Source organism: Streptomyces sp. NPDC047525 (assembly GCF_040643025.1).
Classification (GTDB): Bacteria; Actinomycetota; Actinomycetes; order Streptomycetales; family Streptomycetaceae; genus Streptomyces; species Streptomyces durmitorensis.
Genome location: NZ_JBEYTL010000007.1, coordinates 82,417 through 99,129, shown reverse-complemented (window position 1 = coordinate 99,129; position 16,713 = coordinate 82,417). Strand labels below are relative to the sequence as shown.

The 16,713-nt window shown below is 70.6% G+C and carries 15 protein-coding genes; 6 read left to right on the top strand and 9 right to left on the bottom strand.

The features are described 5' to 3' along the window. Positions 1–6 precede the first annotated feature (6 nt). Together ABZ833_RS21405 and ABZ833_RS21400 are read right to left on the bottom strand one after the other, a co-directional pair. Positions 7–687: a response regulator transcription factor gene (locus ABZ833_RS21405; protein ID WP_030362171.1), complete on the bottom strand. Its 681-nt coding sequence runs from the start codon at positions 685–687 to the stop codon at positions 7–9. Further along, positions 684–1,943 carry an ATP-binding protein gene (locus tag ABZ833_RS21400; protein ID WP_361048934.1) on the bottom strand — a complete coding sequence of 420 codons (1,260 nt, stop codon included), beginning with the start codon at positions 1,941–1,943 and terminating at the stop codon, positions 684–686. The genes ABZ833_RS21405 and ABZ833_RS21400 overlap by 4 nt, the downstream gene beginning before the upstream one ends. Positions 1,944–2,226: 283 nt before the next feature. Between ABZ833_RS21400 and phoU the strand changes: the two genes are divergently transcribed. Continuing rightward, a complete protein-coding gene (phoU, locus tag ABZ833_RS21395) occupies positions 2,227–2,907 on the top strand; it encodes a phosphate signaling complex protein PhoU (protein ID WP_361049644.1) in 681 nt (226 codons plus the stop codon). Positions 2,908–3,014: 107 nt separating this feature from the next. Here phoU and ABZ833_RS21390 read toward each other — a convergent pair whose 3' ends face one another. Then, entirely contained in the window at positions 3,015–3,173 is a 159-nt protein-coding gene (locus ABZ833_RS21390) for a hypothetical protein (RefSeq protein ID WP_249589159.1), read from the bottom strand. Between the two features lie 240 nt (positions 3,174–3,413). Here ABZ833_RS21390 and ABZ833_RS21385 point away from each other — a divergent pair, with 240 nt between their 5' ends. After that, positions 3,414–5,426, top strand: coding sequence for an Ig-like domain repeat protein (locus ABZ833_RS21385; protein WP_361048932.1), 2,013 nt, complete (start codon positions 3,414–3,416; stop codon positions 5,424–5,426). Between the two features lie 7 nt (positions 5,427–5,433). On the opposite strand, the gene ABZ833_RS21380 is transcribed toward ABZ833_RS21385, so the two are convergent. Beyond that, entirely contained in the window at positions 5,434–6,720 is a 1,287-nt protein-coding gene (locus ABZ833_RS21380; RefSeq protein WP_361048930.1) for an MFS transporter, read from the bottom strand. A gap of 206 nt (positions 6,721–6,926) precedes the next feature. Here ABZ833_RS21380 and ABZ833_RS21375 point away from each other — a divergent pair, with 206 nt between their 5' ends. Further along, positions 6,927–7,688 carry a phosphoglyceromutase gene (locus tag ABZ833_RS21375; RefSeq protein ID WP_249589156.1) on the top strand — a complete coding sequence of 254 codons (762 nt, stop codon included), beginning with the start codon at positions 6,927–6,929 and terminating at the stop codon, positions 7,686–7,688. Positions 7,689–7,783: 95 nt separating this feature from the next. Here the strand turns inward: ABZ833_RS21375 and ABZ833_RS21370 are convergent, their stop codons facing one another. The 5 genes from ABZ833_RS21370 to mshA form a co-directional block, all read right to left on the bottom strand. Continuing rightward, a complete protein-coding gene (locus ABZ833_RS21370) occupies positions 7,784–8,572 on the bottom strand; it encodes a spermidine synthase (protein ID WP_361048928.1) in 789 nt (262 codons plus the stop codon). An 86-nt stretch (positions 8,573–8,658) separates the two neighbouring features. Further along, positions 8,659–8,874 (bottom strand): hypothetical protein, encoded by a 216-nt coding sequence (locus ABZ833_RS21365; RefSeq protein ID WP_361048926.1) that lies wholly within the window; start codon positions 8,872–8,874, stop codon positions 8,659–8,661. Between the two features lie 169 nt (positions 8,875–9,043). Continuing rightward, positions 9,044–10,696, bottom strand: coding sequence for a glycoside hydrolase family 55 protein (locus ABZ833_RS21360; protein ID WP_361048924.1), 1,653 nt, complete (start codon positions 10,694–10,696; stop codon positions 9,044–9,046). A gap of 115 nt (positions 10,697–10,811) precedes the next feature. Beyond that, entirely contained in the window at positions 10,812–11,309 is a 498-nt protein-coding gene (locus ABZ833_RS21355; RefSeq protein WP_361048922.1) for a YbjN domain-containing protein, read from the bottom strand. Beyond that, positions 11,302–12,648: a D-inositol-3-phosphate glycosyltransferase gene (mshA, locus tag ABZ833_RS21350; protein ID WP_361048920.1), complete on the bottom strand. Its 1,347-nt coding sequence runs from the start codon at positions 12,646–12,648 to the stop codon at positions 11,302–11,304. Before mshA ends, ABZ833_RS21355 begins: the two co-directional genes overlap by 8 nt. A gap of 188 nt (positions 12,649–12,836) precedes the next feature. Between mshA and ABZ833_RS21345 the strand changes: the two genes are divergently transcribed. From ABZ833_RS21345 to ABZ833_RS21335, 3 genes are all read left to right on the top strand, one after another. Continuing rightward, positions 12,837–13,643, top strand: coding sequence for a class I SAM-dependent methyltransferase (locus ABZ833_RS21345; RefSeq protein ID WP_361048918.1), 807 nt, complete (start codon positions 12,837–12,839; stop codon positions 13,641–13,643). 238 nt (positions 13,644–13,881) lie between these two features. Beyond that, on the top strand, positions 13,882–14,931 hold the full coding sequence (locus tag ABZ833_RS21340) for an NlpC/P60 family protein (RefSeq protein WP_361048916.1): 1,050 nt from the start codon (positions 13,882–13,884) through the stop codon (positions 14,929–14,931). Between the two features lie 352 nt (positions 14,932–15,283). Then, positions 15,284–16,621: a SpoIIE family protein phosphatase gene (locus ABZ833_RS21335; RefSeq protein WP_361048914.1), complete on the top strand. Its 1,338-nt coding sequence runs from the start codon at positions 15,284–15,286 to the stop codon at positions 16,619–16,621. Positions 16,622–16,713: the final 92 nt, after the last annotated feature.

Sequence of the window (16,713 nt, the reverse complement as noted above, 5' to 3'; positions counted from 1 at the left end):
TGCGGTTTACGGCTCGAACTTGTAGCCCAGACCCCGCACCGTCACCAGGTAGCGCGGCGCCCCCGGGTCCGGTTCAATCTTGGCGCGCAGGCGCTTGACGTGGACGTCCAGGGTCTTGGTGTCGCCCACGTAGTCCGCGCCCCAGACGCGGTCGATGAGCTGCATGCGGGTCAGGACGCGGCCCGCGTTGCGCAGGAGCATCTCCAGGAGGTCGAACTCCTTGAGGGGCAGGTCGACCTTGGAGCCGGAGACCGTCACCACGTGGCGGTCCACGTCCATGCGGACCGGGCCCGCCTCCAGGGCCTGCGGTGCGACCTCCTCGGGCTCGCCGCGGCGGCGCAGGACCGCGCGGATGCGGGCCACGAGCTCGCGGGACGAGAACGGCTTCGTGACGTAGTCGTCGGCTCCTATTTCCAGGCCGACCACCTTGTCGATCTCGCTGTCCTTGGCGGTGACCATGATCACCGGGACGTTGGAACGGCTGCGCAGCTGGCGGCAGACCTCCGTGCCGGGCAGGCCCGGCAGCATCAGGTCGAGCAGGACGAGGTCGGCGCCGTTGCGCTCGAACTCGTCCAGTCCGTCCGGGCCGGTGGCCGCGATGGCGACCTCGAAGCCCTCTTTGCGGAGCATGTAGGACAGGGCGTCGCTGAAGGATTCCTCGTCCTCGACGACGAGCACTCGGGTCACGGAAGGACCTCCGGGGCAGGAATGGGTTCGTACGCAGTGGTCTCGTCGGGCCGTGCGGTGTCGGCTTCGCTGCCGACCCCGCCGTGACCGGATCCGCGGTCGCGGTTCACGGCTGCTTCGGGCAGCCGCAGGGTGAAGGTGGAGCCCTGTCCCTCGGAGCTCCACACGGTGACCTCCCCGCCGTGCGAGGCGGCCACGTGTTTGACGATGGCGAGGCCTAGGCCGGTGCCGCCGGTGGCGCGGGAGCGCGCCGGGTCCACTCGGTAGAAGCGCTCGAAGATGCGCTCCTTGTCCTTGTCGGAGATGCCGATCCCCTGGTCGGTGACGGCCACCTCGATGAGGTCTCCGCCCGGTGCGGTGACCCGGCGGGCGGCGATGCCCACGCGGGTGCGTGCGGGCGAGTAGTTCACGGCGTTCTCGACGAGGTTGCCGAGTGCCGCCGCGAGCTGGCCGCGGTTGCCCCATATCTGCAGGTCGGCGGTGCCGCCCGCGGCCATGGTGATCTGCTTGTGGGAGGCCTGGTGACGGCTGCGGTCGATCGCCTCCGCCACCAGTTCATCGACACGGACGGGTTCGGCGTCCTCCAAGGGGTCGTCGTTCTGGACCCGGGAGAGGTCGATGAGTTCCTGGACGAGGTTGGTCAGGCGCGTGGCCTCGATCTGCATGCGGCCCGCGAAGCGCTCGACGGCCTCGGGATCGTCCGAGGCGTCCATGACGGCCTCGGAGAGAAGGGAGAGCGCCCCCACCGGGGTCTTGAGCTCATGGCTCACGTTCGCGACGAAGTCGCGTCGTACGGCCTCGATGCGGCGGGCCTCGGTGAGGTCCTCCACCAGGAGCAGGACCAGGCGGGAGCCGAGGGGGGCCACGCGTGCGGAGACGGCGAGGGCCTCGCCCCGGCCTGTCCCGCGGCGCGGCAGGTCGAGCTCTACCTGGCGTATCTCGCCGTCGCGCCGGGTGTCGCGCGCCATCTGGAGCATGGGTTCCACGGCGAGCTTGCCGCCGCGGACCAAGCCGAGCGCGTACGCGGCCGAGCTGGCCTTGACGACGCTGTCCGCCTCGTCGAGGACGACGGCGGACGAGCGGAGCACGGAGAGAACCGTGTCGACGCCCGGCGGCAGTACGGGGTCTGTGTGCAGGGAGGTCCGGGTGGGGCGTTTCAGGTCGCGCTCGCTCCAGCGGAACGCCAGCATGGCGATGACGCCGGTGCACACCCCGGCGATCGCTGCCGCTGCGGCGACCGCCGCGTTCACGTCCATGGCTCCAGGTTATGCGCCCTTTACGCACGGACCACAGCCATACGGGTGCGCACTCGAACACTCGTCGCCCAGAGTTCACCGAGGGGACGGTGGTGGTTCACTTCCGCTGAACGGGTTACTCCGGTCCTCGTCGGCGCGGCTCCCGGGAGCGTGCCACGCGTCGCCCACAGTTCACCTCGGTGACAGGGGTGGTTCATTCGGGATGTCGGAAACGGACGCGTCCGACCCGCACCGTGGGAGCGTGGGGGTCACCCCCCGGGACGTACTAGAGAGGGACATCCACATGCGGGACGCGTACCACGAGGAACTTGACTCGATCGGCGAGGGCCTGGTCGAGATGGCCCGTCTGGTCGGGTCCGCGATCGGGCGCGCCACGACGGCCATGCTCGACGCCGATCTGAAGCTGGCGGAGAGCGTGATCGCCGCCGACCAGAAGGTCGACGATCTCCAGCACGAGCTGGAGGCGCGCGCGATAGCCCTGCTCGCGCGGCAGCAGCCGGTCGCCACCGACCTGCGCATCGTCGTCACCTCGCTGCGGATGAGCGCCGACCTCGAGCGCTCGGGCGACCTCGCCCAGCACGTCGCCAAGCTGGCCCGGCTGCGCTTCCCCGCGTCGGCCGTTCCGCACGACCTGCACGCGACCATCCTGGAGATGGGGCAGCTGGCGCAGCGCCTCATGGCCAAGGCGGCGGAGGTCATCATCACGAAGGACGTCGACCTGGCGCTCCAGCTGGAGCAGGACGACGACGAGATGGACCTGCTGCACCGGACGCTCTTCCAGCACCTGATGGACGACCGCTGGAAGCACGGCATCGAGACGGCCGTGGACGTGACGCTCCTGGGCCGCTACTACGAGCGCTTCGCGGACCACGCGGTCTCGGTGGCGAAGAGGGTCGTCTACCTGGTCACCGGCGAGCACGCGGACGAGATCCAGACGACGGGGACGCCGGTGGAGGGGGCCTGAGTCCCGCAGCGGTCGGCCTGTGTGCGAGACGGGGTGTGCCCCGCACCATCGGTGCGGGGCACACCCCGTTGTGGCGGGGCAGGGCACACCCCGTAGCGCTGGATGCCTCAGCCGCAGCAGCCACCGCACTGGCACGGTCCGCCCGACTGGCAGCCGCAGCCGCAGCCCGAGCCGCAGCCGCAGGCGCCGAGGAGCACGAGGGCGGGCAGACCTGGCGTATCGGCCGGCTGCTCGGGGACGGGTTCGGTCATCGGGGACTCAGCCATGGGTCTCCTCCTCGAAGGCGTACTGCCTGATGCCCGTTCCATGCCCACCGGGAAGGGGCGCACCAACGGCGCACGCGCGCGTTCGGCGGGCCCGCAGCGCCGCCCCGGCACCCCACAACTCACTCACGAAACTCTCTCCACAACCTTCACGGAAATGCCTTACTGTGATGGCGCCGTAACGGGGGGTTCGAGGCCCGGGTTGCCTGACCTGGGTTCTTCTTATGTGGGGGGTCACATACCGTGCGCACACACAGCCGCACACGCACACGTACACGCACCATTTCCACCGCGACAGCTCTCGCGGTCCTCTTCAGTTCCGCGGCCCTGGTCGCCGCGACGGCAGGACCCGCGGCAGCGGACTCGGCGCACCTCCTGGCCGTGAAGTCGGCGGCCGACGTCCTCGTGGACGGCGCCCACCAGCGCGTCTACGTCTCCGACCCGGTCGAAGGCAAGATCGTCGTCACGGACTACGCGGGCGCGGTCAAGGCGACCCTGGACGGGCTGCCGGACGTCGACGGCCTGGCCCTCTCGCCCGACTCCGGGCAGGTGTACGCGGCGGTGGCCGGGCTCAACCGCATCGTCGCCGTGGACACGTCCACGTACGCCCAGAGCGCGAGCCACAAGCTCGACGGCGCCGAGAAGCCGCGCACCCTGGCGATGGCGAGCGGCAAGCTGTGGTTCGGCTACGGGTCCGGCGGGGGCGGCATCGGCTCGCTCGACCTCTCCGGCGCCGAACCCGTCGTCGCGCTCGGGCAGGACGGCGAGGCGAGCTTCTACGCCGCGCCCGAGCTCGGCTCCGACCCCGACTCCGGGGTCTTGGTGGCCGGCGAGAAGGACATCAGCACCGGCGAGCTGACCGTGTACGACGTGTCGGGACCGAAGCCGGAGCTGAAGGTCACCAAGTCGGTGGACGGCGCCTTCTTCGACGACATCGCGGTCTCCCCCGACGGGACCCAGATCGTCACGGCCAGCGGCGCCCCGTACTACCACCCGGTGTACTCCACCGAGGACCTGTCCCCCATCGGCCGCTACAACTCCGGCGACTACGGCGCCGCCGTGGACATCGCCCCGGACGGCACCGTGGCGGCGGGCACCTCCTCCTGGTACGGGCCCGACGTGCACATCTACCAGCAGGGCAAGTGGTCCAAGGTGCGGGAGTACGAGTTCCCGAACACCGGCAACAGCAGCGGCGCCGACACCCTGGCCGAGGGCGGCCTCGCCTGGGCGCCGGACGGCAGCCGGCTCTTCGCGGTCTCCGAGAACAGCGAGGGCGTCTTCTCCCTGCGGGTCCTGACCGAGCCGGACAAGTCGCTGCCGGAGCTCACGGTCGCGGCCCCCGAGAAGGGGACGCGCGCCAAGTCCCTCACCGTCACCGGCAAGCTCACCGACGCGGCGGCGCCGCTGCCCGCCGGGACCGAACTGACCGTCACGCGCTCGGACATCGAGACCCCGAACGGCAAGAAGCTGCCCGCGGTGAAGACCAGGGCGGACGGCTCCTTCTCCTTCGACGACACCCCGCCCGCCGGCGGCAAGGTGGCGTACAAGGTCACGTACGCGGGCGACGCCACGCACGCCGCGGCCTCCGGGTCGGACGCGGTGGAGGTCTCGCGGAGCGCGACCAAGCTGACGCTGAACAAGAACGGCAACGTCTACTCCTACGGCGCCGACGTCTCCTTCACCGCGCACCTCGGCACCACGTACAAGAACCGCACGGTCGAGATCTGGGCCGACCCCTACGGCTCGGACAAGCCCAACAAGCTGATCAAGAAGGGCGCCGTGAACGCCCGCGGCGACGTGTCGGCGACCGTCGACATGAAGCGCGACACGAAGGTCACCGCGGTCTTCGCCGGTGACGCCCGTTACGCGTCCAAGAAGGCCACGTCGACGGCGTACGCCAAGGTCAAGGTCTCCGCGTCGGTCGCCGGGCACTACAAGACGGGGAAGATCGGCTCGACGACGTACCGCTACTTCCACAAGAACACCGACCCGGTCCTGAACACGACGATGTCGTACTACAAGGGCCGCAAGCACCGCTTCGAGATGCAGGTGCGCGTGGACGGCCGGTGGCGCTCGGCGGGCGCGTCCGAGTACTTCAGGCTCGGCGCCGACGGCACGTCCGCCGTGCGCGTCGAGGCTCCCGGTGAGTCGGGCATCCGCGCCCGCATGCGTGCTTCGTACGTCAACGGGACCTCGGGCGACAACGTGAACTCGACGACGCACGGGTCCTGGAAGTACCTCAACTTCACCCGGTGACACCGGTTCACCCGGTGACGCCAGGCACGCGGTCGGCGACCGCGTCGGGTGCGGGGACGGTGGGCGTCGGCAGCACGCCGCCCGCCGTCTCCTCCTCGGGCAGCCCGCGCATCAGCGACCAGTAGCCGAGGGCGGCGACCGTTCCGATGACCGCGCAGATGCCCCAGAGCCACCGGGCCCCGAAGCGGTCGATGACGAAGCCGGACATCAGGGGGGCGACGAGCGCGGCGACGGACCACGACAGGGTGTACATGCCCTGGTAGCGACCCCTGCCGTGGGTCGGCGAGAGCCGGACGACGAGGCCCGTCTGCGTGGGGGCGTTGATGATCTCGGCCAGGGTCCAGACGCACACGGTGAGGGCGAAGACGCCGATGGACCCGGCGAAGGCGGTCAGCCCGAAGCCGTATCCGGCGAGCAGCGCGGAGATGACCAACAGGCGTTGTGGGTCGCGGTGTTCGATGAAGCGCGTGACGGGGATCTGGAGGGCGACGATCAGTACGCCGTTGACGGCGATGGCCATGCCGTAGTCGGCGGGCGTGAACCCGGCCTCACCCATGGCGACGGGCAGCCCCACGGAGCCCTGCATGAAGATCAGCGCGATGAGGAAGGACAGACCGACGACGCCCATGAAGCGCCCGTCGCGCAGGACGGTCCCGAGGCCGACGTCCGGCTCCGACTCCTTCTCCAGGGCGGTGCGCACGGGCCGCGACTCCGGCAGCTTCGCGAAGACGACGACGGCGCAGACCATGGTCATCACGGCTTCGATGAGGAACCCGGCGAGGTAGCTGAACTCGGCGATGAATCCGGCTCCGGCCGACGAGATGGCGAAGCCGAGGTTGATGGCCCAGTAGTTGAGCGAGAAGGCACGGACCCGGTCCTCGGGGCGGACGATGTCGGCCATCATCGCCTGGACGGCGGGCCGGGACGCGTTGCTCGCCATGCCGACGAGGAAGGCGACGGCCGCGATGGCCAGGGGGTCCTTCATGAAGCCGAGGAGGGCGACGGAGAGGGCGGTGGAGGCCTGGGCGATGAGGAGGGTGGGCCGCCGCCCGAGCCGGTCCGTCATGACACCGGCGCCCAGCGAGGAGATGACGCCGCCGAGGCCGTGCAGGGCGGCGACGAGACCGGCGTACGTCGCGGAGTAGCCGCGGTCCAGGGTCAGATAGAGCGCCATGAAGGTGGCGACGAAGGCGCCGAGGCGGTTGACGAGGGTGCTGGTCCACAGCCACCAGAACTCGCGGGGAAGGCCGGAGACGGACTCCTTGGCGGCACGTCTCAGGGCGGCGAGTGGCATCGGGGTCCCCCACAGGATCAGGCAGATGTGTAAGCGTCACCAGCGGTATGTAAGCGTCTCTAGCGACGAGTGCACATTACGATCCCGAGCCCCGGAAGAGCCAGTGGATTAGCAGAAACCGTCAACTGTCGCCGTGCCCGCGGCCACTCTGTCCGGGGTCCGGGCGGACGCGCGAGGCACCCGGCGGTTCGATTACGCTCAGGGGCATGGCCGACGCACCGTACAAGCTGATCCTCCTCCGCCACGGCGAGAGCGAGTGGAACGAGAAGAACCTGTTCACCGGCTGGGTGGACGTCAACCTCACCGCGAAGGGCGAGAAGGAGGCGACGCGCGGCGGCGAGCTGCTCAAGGACGCCGGCCTGCTCCCCGACGTGGTCCACACGTCCCTCCAGAAGCGCGCGATCCGCACCGCGCAGCTCTCGCTGGAGTCCGCCGACCGCCTCTGGATCCCGGTCCACCGCAGCTGGCGCCTGAACGAGCGCCACTACGGCGCCCTTCAGGGCAAGGACAAGGCGCAGACGCTCGCCGAGTTCGGCGAGGAGCAGTTCATGCTCTGGCGCCGCTCGTACGACACCCCGCCGCCGGCGCTCGACCGCGACGCGGAGTACTCCCAGTTCGAGGACCCGCGCTACGCGACGCTCCCGCCCGAGCTGCGCCCCCAGACGGAGTGCCTCAAGGACGTCGTCGTCCGCATGCTCCCGTACTGGTTCGACGGCATCGTCCCGGACCTCCTGACGGGCAAGACGGTCCTGGTCGCGGCCCACGGCAACTCGCTGCGCGCCCTGGTCAAGCACCTGGACGGCGTCTCGGACGAGGACATCGCGGGCCTGAACATCCCGACGGGCATCCCGCTGGCCTACGAGCTGGACGCGGACTTCAAGCCCGTGAAGGCCGGGGGCACGTACCTCGACCCGGACGCGGCGAAGGCGGCCATCGAGGCGGTCAAGAATCAGGGCAAGAAGAAGTAACCCACTCATCTGTTGGGTTCACTGAGCCCCCTGCCTGCGGTTTCGCCGCGGGTAGGGGGCTTTTGCCTGCTGGGGGCGGCTGCTGCCGGGTGGTCTCAGCCTTCGCGCCTGCGGGCGACGTAGACCGTGTTCGTCGCCGTCCCGCCCTGGAGCGGATTGGCGAAGTCGACCACGTGCGCGGCGGTCTCCGTGAAGACCTCCGCGAGCACCGCGCCGAACTCCTCGTCCGGCGGGTCGTTCGACCACAGGGCGAACACGCCCCCGGGGTGCAGCAGTTCGGCCAGGGCCGTCAGGCCGGCCGGGCGGTACAGCGCCGCGTGGCCGGGGTGCAGCACGTGGCGTGGTGAGTGGTCGACGTCCAGCAGGATCGCGTGGAAGCGGCGGCCGGGCGTCTCGGGGTCCAGGCCGTGCGGGACCTCGTCGGAGCCGTCGGCCGCCTTCACCCCGTCCGCGGGCACCGGGCCGCCCGCCGCCGCGCCCCCCGCGGCCATCGCGAAGAAGTCCCCGCGGACGAGCCGGCAGCGGGGGTCCGACGCCAGGCCCGCGCCCAGCGGTACGAGTCCGCGCCGGTGCCAGTCGATCACCTCGGCCAGGGCGTCGACCACGATCAGCGAGCGCACCCGCGGATCGTCGAGCGCGGCCCTGGCCGTGTACCCGAGGCCCAGTCCGCCCACCGCGACATCGAGCGGGCCATCGGGCAGCGCCGCGAGGCCGAGCCGGGTCAGCTCGACCTCTCCCGCGGTGAAGAGGCTGGACATCAGGTACTCGTCGTCCAGCTTCACCTCGTAGACGTCCTCCCCCGATGCCGGGTCCCGCCGGCGCCGCAGGCTGATCTCGCCCATGGGAGTCGCCCGCCAGTCGATCTCTTCGAAACGTGCGCTCATCCGGTGTTCTTCTCCGCGTCCTGTCGGCGTCCGCGGGCGGGTTCAGCTGCGCCGCAGAGAAGCACCGTACTGGCCCGGGCCGGGGCTCACGGACTGCCCGCGTCCGAGATCCCCTGCGCGACTTCGCCCACGGTGCCCAGGATCCAGTGCCCGAAGGCCGTCGGAGCGATCAGCACCCCGAAGACCAGGACCACGGCCATGGTCATGCCCGTGTCGAGCCGGGTCCGGGGCTTCACTCGTCTGCGCCACAGCAAGAAGACGACGACAGCCAGCAGAACCGCGAGATCGATCGTCAGCACCACGTGGCAAGCCCCCTCACCAGGTCCCCCACCGGATCCCCCACCAGGTCCCTCATCAGGCAAGAACGTCCCAGCTCTCCTGTGTAGCTCGAACTGCCTGATGCGGGCACCTAGTTGGACGGGTTTGGCGGCAAAGCACCCGTCTGGGGCTCAATCGGCGGACTTGCCAGGGCTACAGCTCCCTCTGTGCCTCGTACAGGTTCCGCGGCCGCACCACACCCGTCGTCCCGTAGAGCTCGATGCGGGAGTGCAGGTCTCCGGAGAAGTCCGGTACGTCGGTCTGGTCGAACTCCCTGACCTCGTTGATGCCGACCGTGGCGCTGTACGGCGCCAGGCCGTCGATCTTCATCAGGCCCGCCCGCTCGTTGGTGACGCGGATGTTCCAGTGCGTGAAGCGCGCTCCGAACAGCGGACCCGCGGACGCGTCTCCGCCGTGGCGGCCGTTGTTGTCGACGGTGATGTCCGTGCGGACATTCGCGAAGGGCATGCCCCTGTGGCTGTCGAACGTGCCCATCTCCATGACGCCTCGGGACCAGACGTTGTAGGAGGACAGGCCCTCCACGTTGATGCCGTGGAGCTGGGTGCCCGAGGGCGCCGGGACCGTGCGCTCGTCGATCCTGAAGTCCTCGACGAGGTTGTCGTGCGAGCCCTCCCGGCAGAAGTAGGGGTGGTGCGCGCCCCGGCCCGTCACCCGCGTGCGCCGCAGGGTGCAGGCCGAGGCCGCCACCAGGCCGAAGCCGTTGTCCACGTGCCGGACCACGATGTCGTCCGCCCAGCAGTCGTACGCGCACTGGAAGGTGACTCCGTTGTAGCCCTTGTCCAGGAGGTGGGGGGACTGAGGGGTCTGAACCGCCTCCAGGGTCAGTGCCTCGACTCCCGCTCCCGTCAGTGCCTTCGCGTGCGTCGTCAGGCGCGGGTCCCACTCCTCGCGTACGTCGAGAGGGAGCGGGCGTTCCAGAGTGACCGTGTTCTTCTTCAGTGACGTGATGCGCACCGGCCACTCGTACGGGACGTACGACGTGAGCTTGGTCTTGTCGTCCCACACATACGCCTCCGGGCCCTCGCCCCCGCCCGCCATGTGCTCCAGGAGCGTGTGGTCCGCGTCGTCCGCCAGGCGCAGCAGCACCAGGTCTCCCGGGTGGAGGCGGGAGGTGTCCGTGACCCTGAGGGTGCGGTCGCCCCGTCTCGCGGGGGCGGTCGTGGTGAGGGTCTGCCACTCGTCCCGCTTGTTGCCCGTCCAGCCCTCGAAGGGCCACGCCTTCGCCTTGATCGCCGTCGTCAGTGTCTCCCAACGGGACTGCGGGCAGAGCCAGATGAGGCCGCCCGCCCAGGACCAGCTCGACTTGTCCCCGCCGTAGCGGGAGCCGTACGGGCCGATCAGTTCCGTGAGGTTCTTCGTCGCGTGGAGTGTGGTGCGGGTGCTGCCCGCCCCGCGGAGCACCACGTTGTCGTGGGCGATGCGGATGACGTCGTCGACGCGGTACCTGCCGGGCGGGATGACGACCGTGCCGCCGCCCCTCGCCCCCGCTTCCGCAAGGGCCCGGTTGATCGCGGGGGCCGCGTCCGTCGTGCCGTCCGGCCGCGCTCCGTAGTCCCTTACGTTCGCGACCACTTTGGGGCGGGGCAGGCGGCGGGCGCCGGAGCGGGCGCCCGCTCGGGCGATGTAGGGGATCTGGGGGTGCGTGTACGGGGTTGCCTTGAACTCCCGCCAGAGGGCGGGGGTTTCACCCGTCCCCGCGCTTGCTGCCCCGCCGGTCACGGCGACCGCCGCCACCGTTATCGCACCGCCCAGTACGCCACGTCTCGTGGGGTGTTCCATGCCCATGCCCGCCGCCACCTTCCATGGATGTGAACGCCATTCATGTCTGCGATGGGCGCGAGCATGCCATGGGCACCCTCTACGGGGAAGACGTCCTACGGGGCCTCTTGGAAGGGCGAGTTCAGCCCTCAGGCTGAGTCAGGTGAGTGAACGCGTCGAGGTTGCGCGTGGACTCTCCGCGCGACACCCGCCACGCGTACTCCTTGCGGATCGCCGAAGCGAAACCCAGCTCAAGGAGCGTATTGAAGGAGCCGTCCGCGTTCTCCAGGACCGAGCCGAGCAGCCGGTCCAGCTCGTCCGGGGTGACCGCCGAGAGCGGGAGCTTGGCGGTGAGGTAGATGTCGCCGAGGGAGTCGATCGCGTAACTCACGCCGTACAGGCGGAGGTTCCGCTCCAGGAGCCAGCGGTGGACCGCGGCGTCGTTCTCGTCGGGGTGGCGGATCACGAACGCCATCAGCGTCAGGGCGTGCTTGCCGACCTTCAGGGAGAGCGTCGTCGACAGCTTGCGCGTTCCGGGCAGCGTCACCACGTACGAGCCCGGCTCCGGGTTCTCCCACTCCAGGTCCGCCTCCGCCAGCGTCCCCTCGATGATCTCCGCCGCGCCCGCCTCATCAGCCATGATGCGAGCGTACGCGACGCCTGTGCTCATGCACGGCGGCCGTGTACACGTCCGCCGTGGCGGACGCGGCCGTGTCCCAGCCGAAGGATTCCGCATGCCGGGCGGCGGCTCCGCCCATGCGGTCCACGAGGTGGGGGTTCTCGGCGAAATCGCGCAGCACGCGCGCGTAGTGGGCCGGTTCGTGGCCGTCGATCAGGAAGCCCGTCTCCCCGTCGCGTACGGCGACCGGCAGGCCGCCCACCGACGCCGCGAGGACGGGAGTGCCCGCCGCCTGCGCCTCTATGGCGACCAGGCCGAAGGACTCGCTGTACGAGGGCATCACCAGGACCGAGGCCGCCCTGAACCAGTCCGCGAGCTGCTCCTGGCCCACCGGCGGCTGGAAGCGGACCACGTCCGCGATGCCCAGCCTTGCGGCCAGCTTCTGCAGGCCCTCGGGCTTCGCGAGCCCGCTGCCGCTCGGGCCGCCCACCACGGGGACGACGATGTTCGAGCGGAGCTCGGGGCGCTGGTCCAGGAGGACCGCGACCGCGCGCAGCAGGACGTCCGGGGCCTTCAGGGGCTGGATGCGGCCCGCGAAGAGCGGCACGAGCGCGTCCTGCGGGAGGCCCAGGCGGTGCCGGGCCGCCGCGCGGCCGTCGGCGGGGCGGAAGCGGTCGAGGTTCACGCCGGGGTGGACGACGGCGACCTTGCCCGCCTCCGCCTCGTAGTGACGTACGAGCTCGTCGGCCTCTTCGGAGGTGTTGGCGATCAGGCGGTCGGCCGCGCGGACGATCTGCGTCTCGCCGATCACGCGCGCCGCGGGCTCCGGGGTGTCGCCGACCGCGAGCGCCGCGTTCTTGACCTTGGCCATCGTGTGCATGGCGTGCACCAGCGGCACGCCCCAGCGCTCGGCGGCCAGCCAGCCGACGTGGCCGCTGAGCCAGTAGTGCGAGTGGACCAGGTCGTAATGGCCGGGGCGGTGGCCCGCCCACGCCTGCATGACGCCGTGCGTGAAGGCGCAGAGCTGGGCGGGCAGCTCCTCCTTGGCCAGGCCTTCGTACGGTCCCGCGTCCACATGACGTACGAGGACGCCCGGGGCCAGTTCGACGGCGGGCGGCAGCGCGCCCGTCGTCGAGCGCGTGAAGATCTCGACCTCGATGTTGATCGCCGCGAGGCGCTTGGCCAGCTCCACGATGTAGACGTTCATGCCGCCGGCGTCGCCCGTCCCCGGCTGGTGCAGCGGGGACGTGTGCACGCTCAGCATGGCCACCCGGCGTGGCCGCCGGTGTGTGCCGGGGAGCCGGAGCCTGCTGGGTGCCGCCGGTGAGCGGCGACCGAGCCTGGTCACGTACTGGCTCACGTGGCGGTCCTCCTTGTGCGCGCGCGGGCATGGCTTAAGGGAGGGCGTGCACGGTCCTCCAGAGGCGAGAACATCGGAAGGCGCGACTCCATTTCCTCTTTGCCAAATGATTACTGGACGCGGCTCAACCGATGACCGCGCGAAGATCGACGCGTACCCACGCGTCCCCGGCGCATACCCTTTCCCCCATGGCCTCCCGCACCCCTTCCCGCCCCGTGGGAACGGTGACGCGCGGGACCACCAACCCCAACCGCCTGCGCCGCATGGACCGCTGGATCGCCGCCGCGCACGGCGCCGAGCTGCGCCGCTCCACCGACCCCGTCGCCGTCGACCTCGGCTACGGAGCCGCCCCCTGGACCGCCGTCGAGCTGCTCGTCCGGCTCAGGACCGCCGCACCGCACGCGCGCGTGGTCGGCGTCGAGATCGATCCGGCGCGGGTCGCGGCCGCGAAGCCGTACGAGAGGGAAGGGCTCTCCTTCCGGCACGGCGGCTTCGAGGTCCCGCTGCCGGGCAGGCCCACCCTGATCCGGGCCGCGAACGTGCTCAGGCAGTACGACGAGGAGCAGGTCGCCGCCGTGTGGGAGCGACTCCGCGGGCGGCTCGCGCCCGGCGGGCTGCTCGTCGAGGGGACGTGCGACGAGATCGGGCGGCGGCACGTCTGGGTCGCGCTCGGACCCGAGGGCCCGCGCACGGTGACCTTCGCGACCCGGCTCGGATCGCTCGACCGCCCTTCCGACCTGGCCGAGCGCCTGCCCAAGGCACTGATCCACCGGAACGTTCCGGGCGAGCCCGTACACGCGTTCCTGCGCGACTTCGACCGCGCCTGGGCCGCCGCCGCGCCCTACGCCTCGTACGGCGCCCGGCAGCGGTGGATCAGAACGGTGCGGGACCTGGCCGCCGACTGGCCGGTGGCGGACCGTCCAGCGCGGTGGCGGCAGGGCGAAGTGACCGTGCGGTGGGAGGCATTGGCGCCGCGTCAGGCGCGTCAGGCGTAGCGGCAGGCGCCTCAGGGGTGAACGCGCGGGGTGCCTGCGGGTGAACTCACGAGGCGACGGCGGGTGAACTCCGCGTGCGGCGCGCCGCGGAGGGAACGATCTCCGCGTGCCGTTCGTCACATGGGGCGGTTGGGGTGGGGAGTTGCCTGCGCGCTCTGTCGAATTGCGCGCTGACGTGGCACCATCCCCGGACCAACCGGAAGTTACTGACGGTAAATCAGCTTTGGGGGAGGCGGACGTGACCGGCAAGCGGAGTTCGACAGTGGCTGGCCTGGCGCTGGTCTGCGCGGCAGCGGTCCTTGGCGCACCGGGCGCGGCCCACGCGAGTCCGGCGAAGCCAACGCCCGGCAACACCAAGTCCCTTGAGGACCTGCGCAAGGAGATCGAGAAGCTCTACCACGACGCGGGCGTCGCCACGGACGCGTACAACGCGGCGGAGGAGAAGAGCGAGAAGCAGTCCAAGCAGATCGTGAAGCTCGCCCGCTCCATCACCAAGGGCCAGCAGAAGCTGGAGAAGCTCAAGTCCCGCGCGGGCGCCGCCGCCCGCGAGCAGTACCGCAGCGGCGGGGTGTCCTCCGAGGCCCGGTTGATGCTGAGCGACGACCCCCAGGAGTTCCTGGACAGCGCCGGGCGCATGCGGCAGGGCCACAAGGCCACCAAGGGCATGCTGACCGACATGGAGCGGACGCAGGAAGACCTGCGGATCTACGCCAAGGACGCCACGGCCCAGTGGAAGAAGCTCGAGGCCAACCGCAAGGCGAAGGCCGAGTCGAAGAAGAAGATCAAGAAGAAGATCGCGGACGCCGAGCAGATGGAGTCCAAGCTCGAGAAGAAGGAGCTGGAGCGGCTCCGGAAGCTCGAGGAGGAGGCCCAGCTCAAGAAGCAGTCGGCGTGGGTGAGTTCGGGTGTCCTGAAGGACATCAAGAGCAAGGCGACCGGGCCGGGAAAGAAGGCCGTCGAGTTCGCCACCGCGCAGATCGGCAAGCCGTACGTCTGGGGCGCCGAGGGCCCGTCCTCGTATGACTGCTCCGGCCTCACGTCCAAGGCCTGGGCCGCCGCGGGCAAGGGAATTCCGCGTACGTCACAGGAGCAGTGGAAGCAGCTCCCGCACATCGACATCAAGAACATGCGCCCCGGCGACCTGATCATTTATCACGCGGACGCCAGCCATGTCGGGATGTACGTGGGCGACGGCGCGATCGTGCACGCGCCGCGCCCTGGCCGCGATGTCACCGTCGCGGGCGCGGGGTCGATGCGGATTCTCGGGGTCGTGCGGCCCGACAAGTAGCCGTCGCCCCCTCCGAGAAGCAGCCGCCGCCCCCGAAAAGCAGGCGTCACGCCCGGCAAGTGCCTGCTCCGGGGGCGGTGTGTCAGGTGAACGGCCGGTCTGTGCCGTACGTCATGTGACCCACCGCACCTCGTTCCCGCCCTTCGGGCGCCTCTCAACCCTTCAGGCGTGATGTTCGTCATCCCGGTCAGGGCCTGTCGTGCCCAATTGCGGTCCTTGATGCGGCATATGACGGTGGCTGTTTTCTGTGCGCCATTCCAATCGGGGCGCGGCTAACGCTATGGTCCCCGTCGGTGGAGCGTTCGACCGTCGATCCACCGTGCCCTCGGGGGGAGGGAAGGAAACCAAAGCGATGCCCGTACCCATACCGCGGCAGAGAGCGATCCCGGCCGTGGAAAGCGGTCAGGCTGACACTCTGCCGACGCCGGCCCCTGCGCCGGTGCCCACAGCCGGACCCACAGCCGTGGGTCCCATGCCCACGTCCACGGACATCGACCAGCAGGCGAGCAGCACCGGCCTCAGCCTCCTGGTGATCGAGGACGACCCGGTGGGCTCCCTCAGCGTTCCCCAGATGCTGGACTCCGCCGGAAAGCCCATCAGGGTCCGCACCGCCCGCAACCTCACCGAGGCCGAGCGGCTGCTCACCGACGACGTGCACTGCATCCTGCTCGACCTGGCCCTGGCGGGCCCCACCACCCCGGAGGACGACGAGGACGAGCTGGCCACGCTCAAGCACGTCCTGCGCCTCGCGCCCCGGCACGCCGTCCTCGCGCTCACCGCGAGCGGCGACACCGAGGGCGGCGCGGAGGCCGTGCGGGTCGGCGCCCAGGACTATCTCTTCCGTGACGAGCTGGACGGGCGCCTCCTCAGCCGCGCCATCCGGTACGCCGTGGAGCGCAAGCGCGCGGACGCCGCCCAGCGCCAGCTGACGGAGTCGCGCCTTCGGGCCCAGGAGAACGCCCGTCTGGAGCGCGGCCTGCTGCCGACGCCGCTGCTCGACGGCTCACCGCTGCGGTTCGCCGCGCGCTACCGCCCGGGACGTTCGCGGGCGCTGCTCGGCGGCGACTTCTACGACACGGTGCGCACCCCCGACGGCTCCGTGCACGTCATGATCGGCGATGTCTGCGGCCACGGGCCCGACGAGGCCGCGCTCGGCGTCGAGCTGCGCATCGCCTGGCGGACGCTGACCTTCGCGGGCCTGTGCGGCGACGAGCTGCTCGGCACGCTGCAGAAGGTCCTGGAGCACGAGCGCGCCGACGACGAGATCTTCGCGACGCTCTGCACGGTCGACATCGCCCCGGACGGCCGCAGGGCCGGGCTCTGCCTGGCGGGACACCCGTCCCCGCTGATCGCCCGCGACGGCCGCCTCGCCGAGCTGCTTCCGTACGAGAACAACGGCCCCGCGCTCGGACTCCTGCCGAACGCACGCTGGCCGCGCCGCCAGGTGGAGCTCGGCGGCAAGTGGAGCCTGATGCTCTACACGGACGGCCTGATCGAGGGCCGCATCGGCGAGGGCAACCAACGCCTGGGGCAGGAGGGCATGGTCGAGATGGTGCGCCGCCAGATCGCCGCGGGCCTGCGCGGCGACGAGCTGCTTGAGGCCGCGGTGAACGAGGTGCGCGAGCTGAACGGCGGCGACCTGACCGATGACGTGGCCGTGCTGCTGCTCGACCGGGACCGGGACCGCTGAGCGCTCCGCAGGAAGTGCAGTCGTGAACCTGCGGGCCGGTGGGGGCTGGTCGCGCAGTTCCCCGCGCCCCTCACGGGGCCCGGCACCGCGCC

Bases quoted from the DNA above. Each gene is read 5' to 3' on its own strand.
- ABZ833_RS21400 (WP_361048934.1), bottom strand. From the start codon at position 1,943: ATGGACGTGAACGCGGCGGTCGCCGCAGCGGCAGCGATCGCCGGGGTG.
- phoU (WP_361049644.1), top strand. From the start codon at position 2,227: ATGCGGGACGCGTACCACGAGGAACTTGACTCGATCGGCGAGGGCCTG.
- ABZ833_RS21390 (WP_249589159.1), bottom strand. From the start codon at position 3,173: ATGGCTGAGTCCCCGATGACCGAACCCGTCCCCGAGCAGCCGGCCGAT.
- ABZ833_RS21380 (WP_361048930.1), bottom strand. From the start codon at position 6,720: ATGCCACTCGCCGCCCTGAGACGTGCCGCCAAGGAGTCCGTCTCCGGC.
- ABZ833_RS21375 (WP_249589156.1), top strand. From the start codon at position 6,927: ATGGCCGACGCACCGTACAAGCTGATCCTCCTCCGCCACGGCGAGAGC.
- ABZ833_RS21370 (WP_361048928.1), bottom strand. From the start codon at position 8,572: ATGAGCGCACGTTTCGAAGAGATCGACTGGCGGGCGACTCCCATGGGC.
- ABZ833_RS21360 (WP_361048924.1), bottom strand. From the start codon at position 10,696: ATGGGCATGGAACACCCCACGAGACGTGGCGTACTGGGCGGTGCGATA.
- ABZ833_RS21355 (WP_361048922.1), bottom strand. From the start codon at position 11,309: ATGGCTGATGAGGCGGGCGCGGCGGAGATCATCGAGGGGACGCTGGCG.
- ABZ833_RS21345 (WP_361048918.1), top strand. From the start codon at position 12,837: ATGGCCTCCCGCACCCCTTCCCGCCCCGTGGGAACGGTGACGCGCGGG.
- ABZ833_RS21335 (WP_361048914.1), top strand. From the start codon at position 15,284: ATGCCCGTACCCATACCGCGGCAGAGAGCGATCCCGGCCGTGGAAAGC.